Source organism: Hymenobacter busanensis (genome assembly GCF_008727865.1).
Lineage (GTDB): Bacteria > Bacteroidota > Bacteroidia > Cytophagales > Hymenobacteraceae > Solirubrum > Solirubrum busanense.
The window spans coordinates 437,651-453,242 of record NZ_VTWU01000002.1 but is presented as its reverse complement, the minus strand read 5'-3'; the positions used below and the strand labels follow the sequence as shown (position 1 = coordinate 453,242).

Here is a 15,592-nt window from a genome sequence, read left to right as displayed (position 1 = left end):
CCAACGAAGCGGGAGAGATGCTTCGGCAAGCTCAGCAGGACGGTCTTGAATGCAGAACAGCTCACTCAACAACATTTTATGCTACGAAAAAAAATCATCCTTCTTGGAATGCTATTCCTTCCATGCGCTTGTAACTATCTAGGCTACTTTGATCAAGCAGCTTGGCTAAAGCATAACGACGAAAATGAAAAGAGTAATCCTAGAGCTAGAATGGTGCAGGATTTAATGGACCATCACCTTAGAAAAGGTATGCCGCACGATTCGGTAGTGGGTCTCCTTGGCTTGCCCAGCCATGAAGGAGTAGAAACTCGTTTGCCGAAGGGGCTTTCGTATCCTGATTCTCTGGTTTACACCACAAACTCCAACCTAAGTTCTCAGGAGCGAGCTGATAGAATCAATGAGTTTTACCGCTTGCATGGCCATCCTGACACCTTACTTCTATACCCGATTGGCTGGTCTATAATCGACCCTATGTTTTTGGCAGTAAAAATGACCGGTCACGGTAAAGTGGCTGATTATTGGGTTGAAGAGCATTAACATCTTTCCTTCAGACTCTCTTGATGAAAAAATTCACCTCGTTCGCTGACGTACCCGACTACCGCGCCCTGCTGCAACAGGCGCTGGAGATTAAGCAGAACCCCTTCGGCTACCAGCACCTGGGCCGCAACAAAACCGTCGGGCTGATTTTCTTCAACCCCAGCCTGCGCACCCGCCTCAGCTCCATCAAGGCGGCCTACAACCTCGGGGCGCAAGCCTGGGTGCTCAACGCCGGCGCCGATTCCTGGACCCTGGAAATGGCCGACGGCACGGTGATGAACGGCAGCACGCAGGAGCACATCAAGGAAGCCATTGCCGTGATGAGCCAGTACTGCGACGTGCTGGGCGTGCGCACCTTCCCCGGCCTCAAGGACCGCGACGAGGACTACAACGAGGTGGTCTTCAACAAGATTCTGCAGTACGCCACCGTGCCCGTCATCAGCCTGGAAAGCGCCACCCTGCACCCGCTGCAAAGCTTCGCCGACCTCATCACCGTGGCCGAGACGAAGAAAACCGAGCGCGTGAAAGTGGTGCTGACCTGGGCCCCGCACGTGCGCGCCCTGCCCCAGTGCGTGCCCAATTCCTTCGCCGACTGGTTCTCGGAAGTCGACTGGGTGGACTTCGTCATCACCCACCCCGAGGGCTACGAGCTGGCCGAGCAGTTCACCAAGGGCGCCCGCATCGAGTACGACCAGCAGAAGGCCCTGGAAGGTGCCGACTACGTGTACGCCAAAAACTGGAGCTCCTACCGCAACTACGGGCAGGTCATCACCCAGGACCCGAGCTGGATGGTGGACGCCCACCACATGGCCCTCACCAACAACGGCAAGTTCATCCACTGCCTGCCGGTGCGCCGCAACGTGGAAGTGGCCGACGCGGTGCTGGACTCGCCCAACTCGCTGGTGGTGCAGGAAGCCGGCAACCGCGTGTTTTCCATGCAGACGGTGCTGCACGAGATGCTCAAGTAAGCCGGTTAGCCCGAGCAACGCGAAGGACCTTACCCCGCTAGATTGACTTGCTCACGCGGGGTAAGGTCCTTCGCGTTGCTCGGGATGACAAACAATTTTAATAAGCCAGATCTTAACGCGTCAGCCGGCGGCGCGCAGCTCGGTTGTTGGCGCTACGTCGAGCCGGAGGATTTTCTCCTTGTAGCCGTCGGGGAGCAGGCTTTCCCGGGCCCATTTGCTGAACGGCAGGTGCTGGGTGTAGCGGTACGCAAACAGCGCCGGTAGCAGCCAGCGCACCCGGCCAAGCCGCAATAACTGGCTTACCGGCTCGGGCACTACTACCCGCTGCGCCTGCAGCAACAACCGGTACCGGAAGAGGCCCAAATGCTTGGCGTACTGCCGGTATAAATCGGCCGTAAACCGGCTGTACTCCAAGTGCTCGGCCAAGTGCTCCTGCCGCGTTTGCTCCCAGTTGGCGTACGAGGCCGGCAGTTCAGGAATGCCCATGCGCTGGCCCACGCGGGTAAAAACCTGAAATACTTCTGCCCGTTCGGCCAAGGTCATCGGGCGCTCCAGGGCTTCAAATGCCCGAATGGAGTAGTCGATGAGCATGAAAAGCACGTCGCGGTAGGCCCAATCGGGAATGGCCATCCCGCGTTTGGCCTCCACGGCCGCGTGAATGGCGGCAATGGTGTCGATGGCACGCTCGGCCGCGGCGCGCTCGGCAAACACGATTTGCCGGGCGTATTCCACCGTCGAAAACAAGCGGGCCAGCGGGTCGGCGGGCAAGCGGCCGGTGAAGTAGAGCCAGTCCACGGCCTTGTTGAGGGCAAACTCAGCAGCAGCGCCGGCAAAAATGAACAGGACCGTATCGGCCTTGCCCCAAATGGTGCGCACCACCGAGTTCGGGGCCACAAAGTATTCCGAGTGTTGCGACATAATCCAGCAGCAGAAAGGTATTTCCCGACATCCACCAAGCAACGGGCATTGCCAGTAGAAGGTAACATCTACAAATGTAATAAAGTACTTTGAATTGCAAAGTAAACATTCCCTTGAGTAGCCCCGAGCTATCCATCAGGTTGTTATTTGCGTGGTGAAGTCACGGCTGCGCGTTTCCGTTTCACCGTTGGTTTACGGCTGCGTTTGCGCGCCCGCGCCGGGCGTTGCTGCCGCTCGGCTTTGCGTTCGGCGCGGGCCTGCAGGCGCTGCGGCAGGCGGGCCATCAGCCGGTCGCGCACAAACTGGGCGAGGCCGGAAAGCGGAATGCTGTGGGCGGTGGCCAGCAGGTGGCTCAGGTCGCGGCGGCGCAGCAGGCCCACGTGGTGCAGGCCGCGGTCGAAGAGGTAGGCTTTGACTTCGCTTAGGCGCAGCAGGCCGGCCACGGCGGCCCGCTCCACGGTGGCGTTGTAGCTGGCCGGGCGGTGCGGGCGCAGGCCTTCGGGCGAGGCTACCAGGATGCCCACCCATTCGGGCAACAGCGGCAGGAGCTTGGGCAGGTGCTTTTCCGTCACCACAAACGTCACGAAATCGTAGGCGCGGGTGTAGCAGGGGAGTTGCTTGGCCACGCGCAGCAGCGTGTCGCCGTCGCCCTTCACTTCGTAGCCGTGCATAAACTGCGGCGTGATGTGCACCACATCGGCGCGCGTCGTTCCCGTCGGCAGCTCGTCGATGTATACGCCCTCGGTGAGCAGCGGATAAAGCAGGGCGCGAATCTCGGGGTCGTTCATGGAACCCCGAAGATACACCTCAACGGCCTGAAGAGCTGCACAACTGCCCGCCAATCGTTGCTGGCGGTGTCAAACTGGGCTTTCAATACCGAAGACGCGAATTCGCCTTGCTGCACCGACCACCGCACCCTACCCGGCGCGGCGTTTTTCGTCTTCGGCACCGCCAAGGCGTTTGCGGGTGGGCGCCACGGTGTCGCTGCCGAGGCGGCAGCTAAAGGAAACTACGCGGGAGTCGCCGCGCTGCTACAGGCTCTCCACGCAGTTGTCGTAGGTAGAGGTGGCGCTGAGCTTGAACATGGCCGCGCTGGCCGCCCGCCGCAACGTACTGGTTTCGTTGCGGGCTTGCACTTGCGCCTCAAGCGGCGTACACCAGGCACGCCCGAAGCCGAGCTGCGCCGCCGGCACTAGGTAGCGCCCGATGCCTACCTCCTCGAAACGGAACCGGCACGACGGGTCGCTGAATTCGTTTTTCACCACTACCGAATCGGCGGCGCGGTGCAGCGTGACGGTAGCCAGCTCCACAGCCGCGCCTTTAGGAGCCAGCCCGACACCGGCTACTGCGCCCAAGTGCGGGAGTTGGCAGTCAGCAGCACCGCAGCAACCACCTGCCACCGGCGCCGCCGGAAAAAACGAAAGTGGAAAGGAGCAGGTATGCAGCGGGCGCGACAGAGGCTTCAACGAAGGGACGAACCTTTGGGGCGTGGGCTGCAAGCTGGCGGGGTGGGGCAAAGCTACTGCGCCTCGTCGGGCAGGCGGCGCGAGGAGTTGCGCACGATGAGCCGGGGTTTCAGCACAATGGGGTCGGGCGTTTTATCCGAGTCGTCGGGAATCATGCGCACGAGCTGCTGCACGGCGGTCTGGCCCATTTCGTGGCAGCACTGGTCCACCGTGGTCAGGGTAGGCTCGGTGAGAATGGTGAAGGTTTCGTTGCTGAACCCGGCCACGGCAATGTCCTGCGGCACGCGCAGGCCGCGTTCCTTGAGCACCTGCATGGCGCCGGCAGCGGCCAGGTCGTTGGACGCAAATACCGCGTCGGGCAGCTCCGCTGATTGCAGCAGCTCGCGCATGGCCACGGCACCGGTTTCTAGGTTCAGGTCGAAAAAGCAGGTCAGGTCTTCGATAACGGGCACGTGGTGGTCCGTCAGCGCGTCGAGGTAGCCTTGGTGGCGGTTGCGGTTGATGTTGACGTGCAGCGGCCCCGAAAAGTGCGCGATGCGCCGGCAGCCTTGCTCGATGAGGTGCGACACCACCGCATAAGCCCCGGCGTAATCGTCGAGCACCACCGAGCCGACGTGGTGGCCCTGCATGCCTTCCACCACGCGGTCGAAAAACACTAGCGGAATATCGAGCTTGTTGACGGCGTCGAAGTGGGCGAAATCCAGCGTGGTATTGGCGTGCGACACGAGGATGCCCTCGACCTGGGCGTTCATGAGCAGCTCCAAGTTCTTTTTCTCTTGTTCCACGTCCTCGTTCGACTGGCAGATCATCACGTTGTAGCCGGCCTTGCTGGCTTCCACGGCAATGCCGTTGACGACTTCGGGGAAGAAGTGCCCGGTGATGTGCGGCACGAGCACGCCCAGCGTGTTGCTGCGCCCGCGGCGCAGGGCCGCCGCCAGCTGGTTGGGCTGGTAGTGCAGCTCCTCGGCCAGTTGCCGCACCCGCTGCTTGGTGGCCTCGCTCACCTCGGCGTGGCCCGCCAACGCCCGCGAAACGGTGGAAATGGACATGCCCAGGGTGCGGGCCAGGTCCGTGATGGAGGTGCGTCGGTTTGCTTTGGGATTCTGTTTAGCCATACTCTCAGGTGCCAATCTACGGAAGCTCGGGCGAGCTTCGTGCAATTACCGCGAACCAACGGAAAAAGGTCGGGGCCGTTGCGCGTTACTTTTTATTGCGGGACCGAAGCCGGGTTCTGCGCCTGACCCAACAGCTCCGCGTGAAAATTGGCAAGGTCGTCGATGGGCAATCAGAATCATGGGCAAACCGCTCAAGTACGGAAGCAAGATACACCGGCGACCGGAGTCGGGCGCAACGGCGCCGCTGCCGCACCGCCCGACGCGCTGCATCCGGCGGCGTGGTCCTAATTTGGGGCGCCAACCCAGCCTAGTCACTTCGCCGCATGCTCCAGCCCGCTACCCTGGCCTTTCTGGCCGACTTGCAAGCCAACAACGCCAAACCGTGGTTCGACGCGCACCGCAAGCCCTACGAGGCCGCCCGCGCCGATTTCGTGGCCCTGGTTACCGATGTGCTTGCCGATTTGCAGGCAGCCGACCCAGCCATTGCGGCTTCCAACCTGCAGGCGAAAAAGGCGGTGTTCCGCATCAACCGCGACGTGCGTTTTTCGGCCGATAAGTCGCCCTACAAAACCAACTTCGGGGCGTGGCTGAACGCCGGCGGCCGCCAGGCCCCCACGGCCGGCTACTACCTCAACATTCAGCCCGGCGGCTCGTTTGTGGCCGGCGGCCTCTACATGCCCGACGCCAAACTGCTGGCGGCCATTCGGCAGGAAATCGACTACGACTTGCCGGTTCTCGAACAGCTGCTGGCTGCGCCCGATTTTCGGCGGTATTTCAACGGGCTGAGCCCAGAAACGTCGTTGCAGCGCCCGCCCAAAGGCTACGACGCGGCCAATCCCGCGCTGCCGTACCTGAAGCTGCGCAGCTTCACCGCCGTCCGCCCGCTGCCGGATGCCGAGGTGCTGGCGCCCACGCTACGCGCCCAGGTGGCCGACGCATTTCGCAGCCTGCATCCGCTGGTGGCGTTTCTGAACCGCGCCGTGGAAGGCTAGTCCCGGTTTCGCGCCGCTGGCGCCCGGCTATTTCGCGGCCGACTTGGGCTTGTCGGCAGGCTGCTGCAGGCGCAGCGACGAGCCGCGCACCAGCAGCTCGGGCCCGAGTACGATCTGCCGGGGCGTAAACGGTGCCCCGTTTGCCTCGATTAGCTCCAGCAACAAACGCACGGCGGCTTGGCCCATTTCCTCGCAGCGCTGGTCGACGGTGGTGATGGTGGGCTTGGTAATGACGGTGAAGGTTTCGTTGCTGAACCCGCCGATGGCCAAGTCGGCGGGCACGCGGCGGCCCTGGCGTTCGGCTTCCTGCAGCACGCCCAGGGCACTGTAGTCGCCGGCGGCAAACACGCCGTCGGGCGGGTGGGGCAGGGCCAGCCACTGCTGGGCCAGTTCGGCACCGGCGGCCTGGGTCATGTCGGTGTAGCCAATCAGGGCTTCGTCGGCGGGCAGGCCGGCATAGCGCAGGGCATCGAGGTAGCCCTGGCGGCGGTTTTTGTAAATGCTCAGGTTTTGCGGGCCGGCCACGTGCGCCACGCGGCGGCAGCCCTGGGCCAGCAAATGACGCGTAGAGAGGTAGCCGCCTTCATAGTCATTCAGCACCACTGCGTTTACGTCGTCGCCGGCTATGAGGCGGTCGAAAAACACTAGCGGCAGCCCCCGGCTGCGCACCTTGTCGAAGTGGGCCGAGTCGGTGGTGGTGCGCGACACCGAAACCAGCACGCCGGCCACCTGGGCGCTCAGCAGCAACTCGATGTTGCGGCGCTCCTGGGCCACATCCTCGCTCGATTGGCAAATGATGACGTTGTAGCCGGCGTGGCGGGCGGCGGTTTCAATGCCGTGCACCACTTTGGGGAAAAAATGCCCTTCAATGTAGGGCACGATGATGCCCAGCAGCTTGCTTTTGCCTTTGCGCAGAGCCGAGGCCATACGGTTGGGCTGGTAGTTGTACTTCTTGGCCAGCTTCAGCACCTTCTGCTTCATCTCCGGCCCAATGCTGTAATGGTCGCTCAGGGCCCGCGAAATAGTGGTCATGCTCACGCCCAGCTCGCGGGCCAGGTCGGCCATTGAAACAGGAGCGTGGGCGGCGGAAACGGACTTCTTTCTAGGAGCCATAAAGCGTGCTACACAATGCGTTGTGTACAAGTAACTGCGAGACGGGCAGCAGACGTTCGTTCAGGCGAAAGGGAAAACCTTGCGTTTGCCCAAACGCTTGCGTGCCCGGCAGCTTAATATTGCCCTGCGCAAGCGGTGGGCCGGAAACACTCCCTGGTGCCCCGCTTGCAGCCGGCTCCACCTGTTTCTGCTTCGCTCCACTCAATGAAAGCCTTCATTTTCGACCTCAACGGGACCATGATTCACGATATGGCCTTTCATACCCAGGCCTGGCAGGAATTGCTCAACGAAGACCTGGGTGCCGGCCTGACGTGGGACGAAGTGAAGCCCCAGATGTACGGCAAAAACCAGGAGGTGCTGGTGCGCCTGTTCGGGCCCGACCGGTTCAGCGCGGCGGAAATGGAGCGCCTGGCCGAGAAGAAGGAGCGGCGCTATCAGCAGGCTTTTCGGCCGCACCTGCAGCTGTTGCCGGGGCTATCCGACTTCCTGCAGCAGGCCCAGCAGCGCGGCATTCTCATGGCCATTGGCTCGGCGGCCATTCCTTTCAACATCGACTTCGTGCTCGATAACCTCGGCATCCGACCCTACTTTGCGGCCGTGGTGAGTGCCGACGATGTAACGCTGAGCAAGCCCGACCCCGAGACGTTTCTGAAAGCCGCCGCGCTGCTGGGCGTGGCCCCCGCCAATTGCGTGGTGTTCGAAGATGTGCCCAAAGGAGCCGAAGCGGCGCACCGCGCCGGCATGCCCGCCGTGGTGCTGACCACCACCCACGAGGAGGCCGAGTTTGCCGCGCTACCCAACGTGCTGCACTTCGCCCCCGACTTCACCGACCCGTTTTTCAAGAGCCTGCTGTAGCCTTTCCTGCGACGGCGGCACGGCAGCGTGAGAAGCCGGCCGCCGTCGCAGGAGGGCCCAAAGTCTACCAGAACTTCACGTACAGCGCCGTAATCATGAGCATCGTTACCACGATGAGCGACATGATTTGCGGGCTGACGCGGAACATGCGCGCATCGAACTGAATGGCGCGGGCGTTGATGACCGGCCCGGCCAGGCTCATGCCCACCATCAGCACAAAGGTGAAGGCAAACGAGAGGCCCATGCAGATGAGGAACGGAATTTCGTAGCCGCCCTTGCCGTTGGGGAAGGCGGTGTAAAACAGCGTTTCGTTGCCGAATACGGCCGGAGCGTAGTTGTTGAAAAACACCGACAGCCAGAAGCCGGCCAGCATACCCGCAATGGCCGCCGGAGCCGTGGTGCGCTTCCAGAACAAGCCCAGCACGAACACCGCCACAATACCCGGCGAAATGAAGCCCGTGTATTTCTGGATGTAGGTGAAGCCACCCGCCCCGCCGATGCCCAGCAAGTCCTGCCAGGTGAGCATGATGGCCAGCAGCATGGCCACAAACACCGTTACGCGGCCCACCCACACCAGCTTCTTCTCATCCGACTCGGGGCGCAGGTAACGCTTGTAGATGTCGAGGGTGAAGATGGTGGAAATGGAGTTGGCTTTGCCGGCCAACGAGGCCACAATGGCCGCTGTGAGGGCCGCCAGCGAGAGACCTTTCAGGCCGTTGGGCAGGAAGGTGAGAATGGCCGAGTAAGCGTTGTCGGGGTTGAACGAGCCGGTGGAGGCCATTTCGGCCTGCAGGCTGCCGTTTTTGTGCAGCACGTAGGCCGCAATGCCGGGCAGCATCACAATCACGGGCATCAGCAGCTTGAGCATGCCGGCAAACAGAATGCCGGTGCGGGCCGTCTTGAGGTCGGCGCCCAGGGCGCGCTGCGTAATGTACTGGTTGCAGCCCCAGTAGTTCAGGTTCACAATCCACTGGCCGGCCAGGTACATGGCAATGCCGGGCAGCATCAGGTACTTGTTGATTTCGACTTGTGGGGAGTTGGGCGAGGGTTTCTCGAAGATCATGTGGAAATGATCCCCCGCGTCCTTCATCATCATGTTGAAACCCGCCAGCGCGCTGTGGCCCATTCCGAACTTCTCACTCACCAGCGTCAGGGCGAGGTAGGTGGTGGCCAAACCACCCACGATGAGCACCACCACCTGAATAACGTCGGTGTAGCCCACCACCTTCATGCCGCCGAGGGTGATGACGAGGGCAAACACGGCCAGGGCCACCATAATCAGGTGGAAGCTGTTGCCGCCGCCGCCCACCAGGTTGCTGATGGCCAGCGCCCCGAGGTAGAGGATGGACGTGAGGTTGACCAGAATGTAGAGGAACAGCCAGAAAATGCTCATGATTAGGCTCAGGGCCGCGTTGTAGCGCTGCTCCAGAAACTGCGGCATGGTGTAAATCTTCTGCTTCAGGTAAATGGGCATGAAGAACACCGCCACGATGATGAGGATAATGGCCGCCACCCACTCGTAGGCCGCCACGGCCACGCCCACCGTAAAGCCGTTGCCCGACATGCCGATGAACTGCTCGGCCGAGATGTTCGAGGCAATCATCGAGGCCCCGATGGCCCACCACGTCAACGAACCCTCGGCCAGGAAATAGTCCTTGGTGTCCATCTGCGCCTTTTGCTTGCGCCGGTACACGTAGTAGCCGTAGGCCGATACGCCCACGAGGTAAAACAGGAAAACCGCTATATCCAGCGAGTTAAAAGCGTTCATACGGGTTGTGGGAAAAGCAAATGGTGGACGGCAAAAAGGAGGGTTGGTAAAGAGGTTAAACCGGCACGGCTGCGGTGGCGGCGTGCTGCCGGGGTACTGCACTGGGAAGCACGCCGCGCGTTAGGTTCGGCACGCAGCGGCCATAGCACAATACCCCGGCAAGCTAAGCCGCAGAAAGCAAAAGCCCGCAGCCTAGCGCTGGCCGAAAGCCACCTCGTTGTAGCGCAGCTCGTTTTTGAAAGTGCGCAGCTTGGTGGCTTCGTCGATGACCACGCACTCGATGCCGGCCATTTCGGCGAAATCTTCGAGGTATTCGGTGGTCAGGTTTTGGCTGTAGCCGGTATGGTGGGCCCCGCCGGCGTAAATCCAGGCAGCGGCGCCGGTGGCCAGGTCGGGCTGCACTTTCCACAGCACCCGGGCCACGGGCAGCTTGGGCAGCTCCTGCTCGGGCGCTACGGCCTCCACCTCGTTCACCACCAACCGGAAGCGGTGGCCGAGGTCGACGATGGTGGCGTTCAGGGCCGGGCCGGCGGGGCAGTTGAACACCAGGCGGGCCGGGTCGGCCTTGCCGCCGATGCCCAGCGGGTGCACTTCCACCTTGGCCTTGCCTTCTGCAATCGAGGGGCATATTTCCAGCATGTGGGAGCCGAGCACCTGCTCGTTGCCGGGCTGGAAGTGGTAGGTGTAGTCTTCCATAAAAGAGTTGCCGCCGGGCAGGCCGCTGCCCATCACTTTCATGGCGCGCACCAGGGCCGAGGTTTTCCAGTCGCCCTCGCCACCGAAGCCGTAGCCCTCGGCCATCAGGCGCTGGGTGGCAATGCCGGGCAGCTGGGCCATGCCGTGCAAATCCTCGAAGGTGTCGGTAAAGCCGATGGCCTTGGTGTTCTGCAAAAACTTGCGCATCCCCACTTCAATCCGGGCCGCCTCGCGCAACGACTCCCGCTGGCTGCCGCCGGCCAGCAGCGTATCGGCCAGCTGGTATTCCTGCTCGTAGGTGCTCAGCAGCGCGTCGATTTCCGCGTCGGTGCCCTCGTTGATGACGGCCACCAGGTCGCCGATGCCGTAGGTGTTGACGCTGTAACCAAACTGGATTTCGGCCTCCACTTTGTCGCCCTCGGTTACGGCCACGTAGCGCATGTTGTCGCCGAAGCGCACGACGCGGCCGCCCTGCCAGTCGGCCCAGGCGCAGGCGGCGCGGGCCCAGATGCTCAGCCGCTCGTGCACGTCGGCGCTCTGCCAGTGGCCCACCACCACTTTGCGTTTCAGCCGCATGCGGGTCCCAATGAAGCCAAACTCCCGGTCGCCGTGCGCCGATTGGTTGGTGTTCATGAAGTCCATGTCGATGTCAGCCCACGGAATGTCGCGGTTGAACTGCGTGTGCAGGTGGGCCAGCGGCTTCTGCAGGATCTTCAGGCCGTTGATCCACATTTTGGCCGGCGAGAAGGTGTGCATCCACGCCACCAGCCCCACGCAGTTGGAGTTGGTGTTGGCTTCCTGCACCAGCTGGTAAATCTCGTCGGGCCCGGTCAGCACCGGCTTGTATACAATCTTGATAGGCAGAGCCGAACCGAGGGCCTGCGCAATCTGCTGCGAGTGTTCGGCCACCTGCTTGAGGGTTTCGGGACCGTAAAGGTGCTGGCTGCCGGTGATAAACCAGGCTTCGTAGCGGGAGAGGTCAATCATGGAAAGAAACGGGCAAGGTGCGGTTGCGCCGGAAAGACGAAAGCCACCGCAGTGGTGAAAGACGTTGTTAGTTTATCGATTGTGCAGCCCTGGCATGCTTGCGTGTTGGGCTGCCGCAGAAAGGCAAATCAGCTTTGGCCGTAGTAAGAATTGGCGCCGTGCTTCCGCTCGTAGTGCTTGCGAATGAGCGCGTCTTTGAGGCGCGGCAAGCCGGGGCGCAGCGTGCAGCTGAGGTAGGCCATGCGGGCTACTTCTTCGAGCACGGCGCTGTTGTACACGGCTTTTTCCACCGTTTTGCCCCAGGTAAAAGGTGCGTGGTTGCTCACCAGCACCATTTCCACTTCCTCGGGCGTGAGGCCGCGCTGCTGAAACTCGTTGATGATCTGCCAGCCCGTTTGGTGTTCGTAGTCGCCCTGAATAGAGGCGTCGTCCATGGGCGGGGCGCAGGGCACGTCCACCGTGAGGTGGTCGGCGTGGGTGGTACCCAAAATGGGAATATCGAGCTGCGTCTGGGCCCAGGCCGTGGCGTAGGTGCTGTGGGTGTGCACAATGCCACCGATGGAATCCCAGTGCGAATACAGCAGCGCGTGGGTTTTGGTATCCGATGACGGCCGCTTGGTGCCTTCCACGATGTTGTTCTGGAAATCCACGATGACGATGTCTTCGGGCCGCAGCGTTTCGTAGGGCACGCCGCTGGGCTTGATGGCGAAAACCCGCCGCTCCCGGTCGACCACGCTGGCGTTGCCGAACGTGAAAAGCACCAGCCCCAGCTTGGGCAACTGCATGTTGGCCTCGTAGCAGGCCTGCTTCAACTCTTGATACATCTGGGTTTGGCTGATCGTGAGGACTGGGCTAGGCTTGGGCCGCCAGTGCTGTTTCGGCGGCCTGGCCAGCCATGCGCTGGCTGTTCTGTTCCACAAACCGACCGAACGCTTGGTACTGCTGGTAGCGTCGCTCGTAGTCGGCCACGCGGTCGGGATTGGGCGTGTAGGTGTCGGCAAAACCGTTGCCCATGGCCCGCTGGGCCGTCGTCACGTCGGGGTGGATACCGGCGGCTACGGCCGCGTACATGGCCGCGCCCAGCGCCGGTGCCTGATCCGACTCGGCTACCTTGATGGGGCGGTTGAGCACATCGGCCAGCGTTTGCATCATAAAGGCCGATTTTTTGGCCACGCCGCCCAAGCCAATCACCTGCTTAATGGCAATGCCTTCCTGCTCGAAACGCTCCACAATCTGGCGCGAGCCGTAACAGATGGCCTCCACCAACGCCCGAAAAATATGTGGGGCGTCGGTGCCCATGGTCAGGTTCATCAGGGCGCCTTTCAGGGCTTGGTTGGCGTCGGGCGTGCGGCGGCCGTTCACCCAGTCCAGGGCCAGCACCGCCGATTCGTCGGGGTTCACGGCCGCGGCGGCCTTGTTCAGTTCCACCATCATTCGGTCGCTCAGCTCCTGGCGCAGGGCCTGCTGCTGTTCGGCCGTCAGCACCGCCGACTGCGGCACCAGGGCCCGCAACGGCCACTCAATCACCTGCCGGAACCAAGCCAGCAAGTCGCCCACAGCCGATTGGCCGGCTTCCAACCCCAGCATGCCGGGAATCACCGAGCCATCGACTTGCCCGCAGATGCCGGGCACGAGCTTGGTGCCCACCGCGTCCATGGGAGCCACCACAATGTCGCAGGTGCTAGTGCCCATTACTTTCACCATCGAGTAAGCCTCGATTTCGCCCGCCACGGCGCCGGCATGGGCGTCGAAGGAACCCACGGCCACTACTGTGTTAGTCGTCAGCCCCAGGCGCTCGGCCCACTCCCGGGAGAGCGTGCCGGCTACTTCGTCGGCGGTGTAGGTGGCGCTGAACAGCCGCTCACGCAGGCCCGCCAGCTTGGGTTCGAGATGCCGCACGAAGTCTTCGCTCGGCAGCCCGCCCCAGCTTTCGTGCCACATGGCCTTGTGGCCGGCGGCGCAGCGGCTGCGTTTGAAGGTGGTCAGCTCGCCGCCGGTCAGCTGCAGCGTGAGCCAGTCGCAGTGCTCCATCCAGGAGTACGCGGCTTGGGCCACGGCGGCGTCCTGGCGGGTGACGTGCATGATCTTGGCCCAAAACCACTCCGACGAATAGATGCCGCCCTCGAACTGGGTGAAGTCGGTGCCGCCCCAGGTTTTGGCTTTCTGGTTGATTTCGGCCGCCTCGGCCAGGGCCGTGTGGTCTTTCCAGAGCACGAACATGGCGTTCGGATTCTCCTCAAAACCGGGCGTCAGGGCCAAGCTCTGCCCGTGCTCGTTCACCGGGCCGGGCGTCGAGCCGGTGGTGTCCACGGCCAAGCCCACAATCTGTTCGGCGGGCACTTTCTGCGCTACCTGGCGCACGGTGGCTTCCAGGCCCTCCAGGTGGTCGAGCGGGTGCTGGCGGAACTGGTTTTGGGCGGCGTTGCAGTAGCGTTGCTGGCTCCAGCGGGCATAAGGGTGTACGGCCTGGGCCACTTCGGCGCCGGTGCCCGCATCGACCAGCACGGCCCGCACGGAGTCGGTGCCGTAGTCGATGCCGATGACGTAAGCTTGGGTCATTGGGTGGGTGAAACGGGTGGAACGAGGAGTTAGTGCGGGCTAAAACGGGACGTCAACAAGCGTTGAGGGCGCGTATGGGCCCCGCAGCACTGCGCTTATTTGTGCACGCTAAAGCGGTAAATCGACGAGGAGTGCAGCGTTTGGCCGGGCTCCAGTATGGTGCTCGGGAATTTGGGCTGGTTGGGCGAGTCGGGGAAATGCTGGGTTTCCATGCAGAAGCCCGCGTGCTTGCCGTACACCGCGCCGCCTTTGCCTTTCAGCGTACCGTCGAGGAAGTTGCCGGTGTAGAACTGCAGGCCGGGCTCCGAAGTCGTCACCTCCATGGTGCGGCCCGACGTGGGCTCGTACACCGTGGCCGCGGCGTGCATGCCGCTGGGCTGGTTCAGCACCCAGTTGTGGTCGTAGCCGCCGGGCACCTGCGCAATTCGCTCCCCAATGGTGTGGGGCGTGGTGAAGTCGAACGGCGTGCCCTTCACCGGGCGTAGCTCGCCGGTCGGAATCAGACCCGCGTCCACCACCGTGTAGCGGTCGGCCGGAATGGTTACCTCGTGGCCGAGCACGTCTTGGCCCCCGCTCAGGTTGAAGTAGGCGTGGTTGGTCAGGTTGACGGGCGTGGCCTTGTCGGTGGTAGCCGAGTAGTCGATTTTTAGCGCGTCTTCGTTGGTGAGCGTGTACACCACGGTCACGCGCAGGTTGCCGGGGTAGCCTTCTTCGCCGTCTTTGCTCAGGTAGCTAAGCGTGAGGGTTTGGCCCGCGGGCGAGGTGCCGGGTTCGGCCTGCCACATCACCCGGTCGTAGCCTTGGTTGCCGCCGTGCAGGGTGTTGGCGCCGTTGTTTTTCGCCAGCGTGTAATTTTTGCCGTTCAGCGTGAATTTTCCGCCGCGGATGCGGTTGCCGTAGCGCCCAATCAGGGCCCCGAAGTAGGGGTTGGATTTGGCGAATTCCGGGCTTTGGTAACCGCTCACGTCGTCGAAACCCAGCACCACGTCGCCCAACTGGCCGTTCTTGTCGGGCACCAGCAGCTTGGTTACCGTGCCGCCGTAGTTGCTGATGCTCACTTGCAAGCCGTGGGCGTTGGTGAGCGTATAGAGCTTGGCTTGCTCGCCGGCCTTGGTCGTGCCAAAATCAGCAACGGCCGGCGCAGCACTGCCAGAAATCGTCTGCGTAGAGTCGGCTGCTGAGGCAGATTGCGAGGCCGCCTGCTCGTTGGAAGGCGACTGATTGCAGGCAGTTACGGCAAGCAAGCCTGCCAATCCGGCCACACAACTCGTGGCAGCACCAATGCGGGAAGAATACAGCATGAGCGAGGGGAAAGAAGGATGAAAGCAGTAGGGGTTGGCACCGGACGACTTGCGCGGCTACTACCTCTGAAATGCGGGAATGCGGCCCTATTCAGGCTCCTAAAGTAGAAAAGGTTCTTGGTTTACACAATCGTTTGTGTAAACGATGTTTAAAAGCATCTCGAGGAGTTAGGTAAAATGCAAGGGTGCAGCAGCTGAGAGCAGAAAGGCCATTCCGGTGAGGCACCCAAAAGCAATTGCTGCTGTCGAAGATGCGTGAAGCCCGGGTGTCGTCTCTCGCAAAAGCTCACACGCAGGCTTTGGGCAAGGCAGATAAA

General features: G+C 62.1%; 14 protein-coding genes. 4 read left to right on the top strand and 10 right to left on the bottom strand.

Features of this window, described 5'->3' with window-relative positions; genetic code table 11:
• The first annotated feature begins 45 nt into the window (after positions 1 to 45).
• Positions 46 to 537 (top strand): hypothetical protein, encoded by a 492-nt coding sequence (locus F0P96_RS06375; protein WP_151078001.1) that lies wholly within the window; start codon positions 46 to 48, stop codon positions 535 to 537.
• A gap of 23 nt (positions 538 to 560) precedes the next feature.
• Complete coding sequence (locus tag F0P96_RS06370) at positions 561 to 1,505, top strand: N-acetylornithine carbamoyltransferase (protein WP_151077999.1); 945 nt, start codon at positions 561 to 563, stop codon at positions 1,503 to 1,505.
• A 120-nt stretch (positions 1,506 to 1,625) separates the two neighbouring features.
• On the opposite strand, the gene F0P96_RS06365 is transcribed toward F0P96_RS06370, so the two are convergent.
• From F0P96_RS06365 to F0P96_RS06355, 4 genes are all read right to left on the bottom strand, one after another.
• Positions 1,626 to 2,423, bottom strand: a complete 798-nt coding sequence (locus tag F0P96_RS06365) for an oxygenase MpaB family protein (RefSeq protein WP_151077998.1) — start codon at positions 2,421 to 2,423, stop codon at positions 1,626 to 1,628.
• Between the two features lie 143 nt (positions 2,424 to 2,566).
• Positions 2,567 to 3,211, bottom strand: a complete 645-nt coding sequence (locus tag F0P96_RS06360; protein WP_151077997.1) for a sce7726 family protein — start codon at positions 3,209 to 3,211, stop codon at positions 2,567 to 2,569.
• 243 nt (positions 3,212 to 3,454) lie between these two features.
• Positions 3,455 to 3,778, bottom strand: a complete 324-nt coding sequence (locus F0P96_RS20910) for a carboxypeptidase regulatory-like domain-containing protein (RefSeq protein WP_167291167.1) — start codon at positions 3,776 to 3,778, stop codon at positions 3,455 to 3,457.
• 164 nt (positions 3,779 to 3,942) lie between these two features.
• A complete protein-coding gene (locus tag F0P96_RS06355; RefSeq protein WP_151077996.1) occupies positions 3,943 to 5,004 on the bottom strand; it encodes a LacI family DNA-binding transcriptional regulator in 1,062 nt (353 codons plus the stop codon).
• Positions 5,005 to 5,327: 323 nt separating this feature from the next.
• Between F0P96_RS06355 and F0P96_RS06350 the strand changes: the two genes are divergently transcribed.
• Entirely contained in the window at positions 5,328 to 5,996 is a 669-nt protein-coding gene (locus tag F0P96_RS06350; protein WP_151077995.1) for a DUF2461 domain-containing protein, read from the top strand.
• Between the two features lie 27 nt (positions 5,997 to 6,023).
• Here F0P96_RS06350 and F0P96_RS06345 read toward each other — a convergent pair whose 3' ends face one another.
• Positions 6,024 to 7,061: a LacI family DNA-binding transcriptional regulator gene (locus F0P96_RS06345; protein ID WP_160620399.1), complete on the bottom strand. Its 1,038-nt coding sequence runs from the start codon at positions 7,059 to 7,061 to the stop codon at positions 6,024 to 6,026.
• Between the two features lie 252 nt (positions 7,062 to 7,313).
• Between F0P96_RS06345 and F0P96_RS06340 the strand changes: the two genes are divergently transcribed.
• Positions 7,314 to 7,964, top strand: a complete 651-nt coding sequence (locus F0P96_RS06340) for an HAD family hydrolase (RefSeq protein ID WP_151077992.1) — start codon at positions 7,314 to 7,316, stop codon at positions 7,962 to 7,964.
• Positions 7,965 to 8,028: 64 nt separating this feature from the next.
• On the opposite strand, the gene F0P96_RS06335 is transcribed toward F0P96_RS06340, so the two are convergent.
• From F0P96_RS06335 to F0P96_RS06315, 5 genes are all read right to left on the bottom strand, one after another.
• The gene (locus F0P96_RS06335; protein WP_151077990.1) at positions 8,029 to 9,732 is read right to left on the bottom strand and encodes a sodium:solute symporter family transporter; all 1,704 of its coding nucleotides are present in this window, start codon (positions 9,730 to 9,732) and stop codon (positions 8,029 to 8,031) included.
• A gap of 192 nt (positions 9,733 to 9,924) precedes the next feature.
• The gene (gene araA, locus F0P96_RS06330) at positions 9,925 to 11,415 is read right to left on the bottom strand and encodes an L-arabinose isomerase (protein WP_151077988.1); all 1,491 of its coding nucleotides are present in this window, start codon (positions 11,413 to 11,415) and stop codon (positions 9,925 to 9,927) included.
• Between the two features lie 128 nt (positions 11,416 to 11,543).
• Positions 11,544 to 12,239 carry an L-ribulose-5-phosphate 4-epimerase gene (locus tag F0P96_RS06325; protein WP_151077986.1) on the bottom strand — a complete coding sequence of 232 codons (696 nt, stop codon included), beginning with the start codon at positions 12,237 to 12,239 and terminating at the stop codon, positions 11,544 to 11,546.
• Positions 12,240 to 12,267: 28 nt separating this feature from the next.
• Positions 12,268 to 13,974 (bottom strand): ribulokinase, encoded by a 1,707-nt coding sequence (locus tag F0P96_RS06320; RefSeq protein ID WP_151077984.1) that lies wholly within the window; start codon positions 13,972 to 13,974, stop codon positions 12,268 to 12,270.
• Between the two features lie 95 nt (positions 13,975 to 14,069).
• Positions 14,070 to 15,275 carry an aldose epimerase family protein gene (locus tag F0P96_RS06315; protein ID WP_151077983.1) on the bottom strand — a complete coding sequence of 402 codons (1,206 nt, stop codon included), beginning with the start codon at positions 15,273 to 15,275 and terminating at the stop codon, positions 14,070 to 14,072.
• Positions 15,276 to 15,592 lie beyond the last annotated feature (317 nt).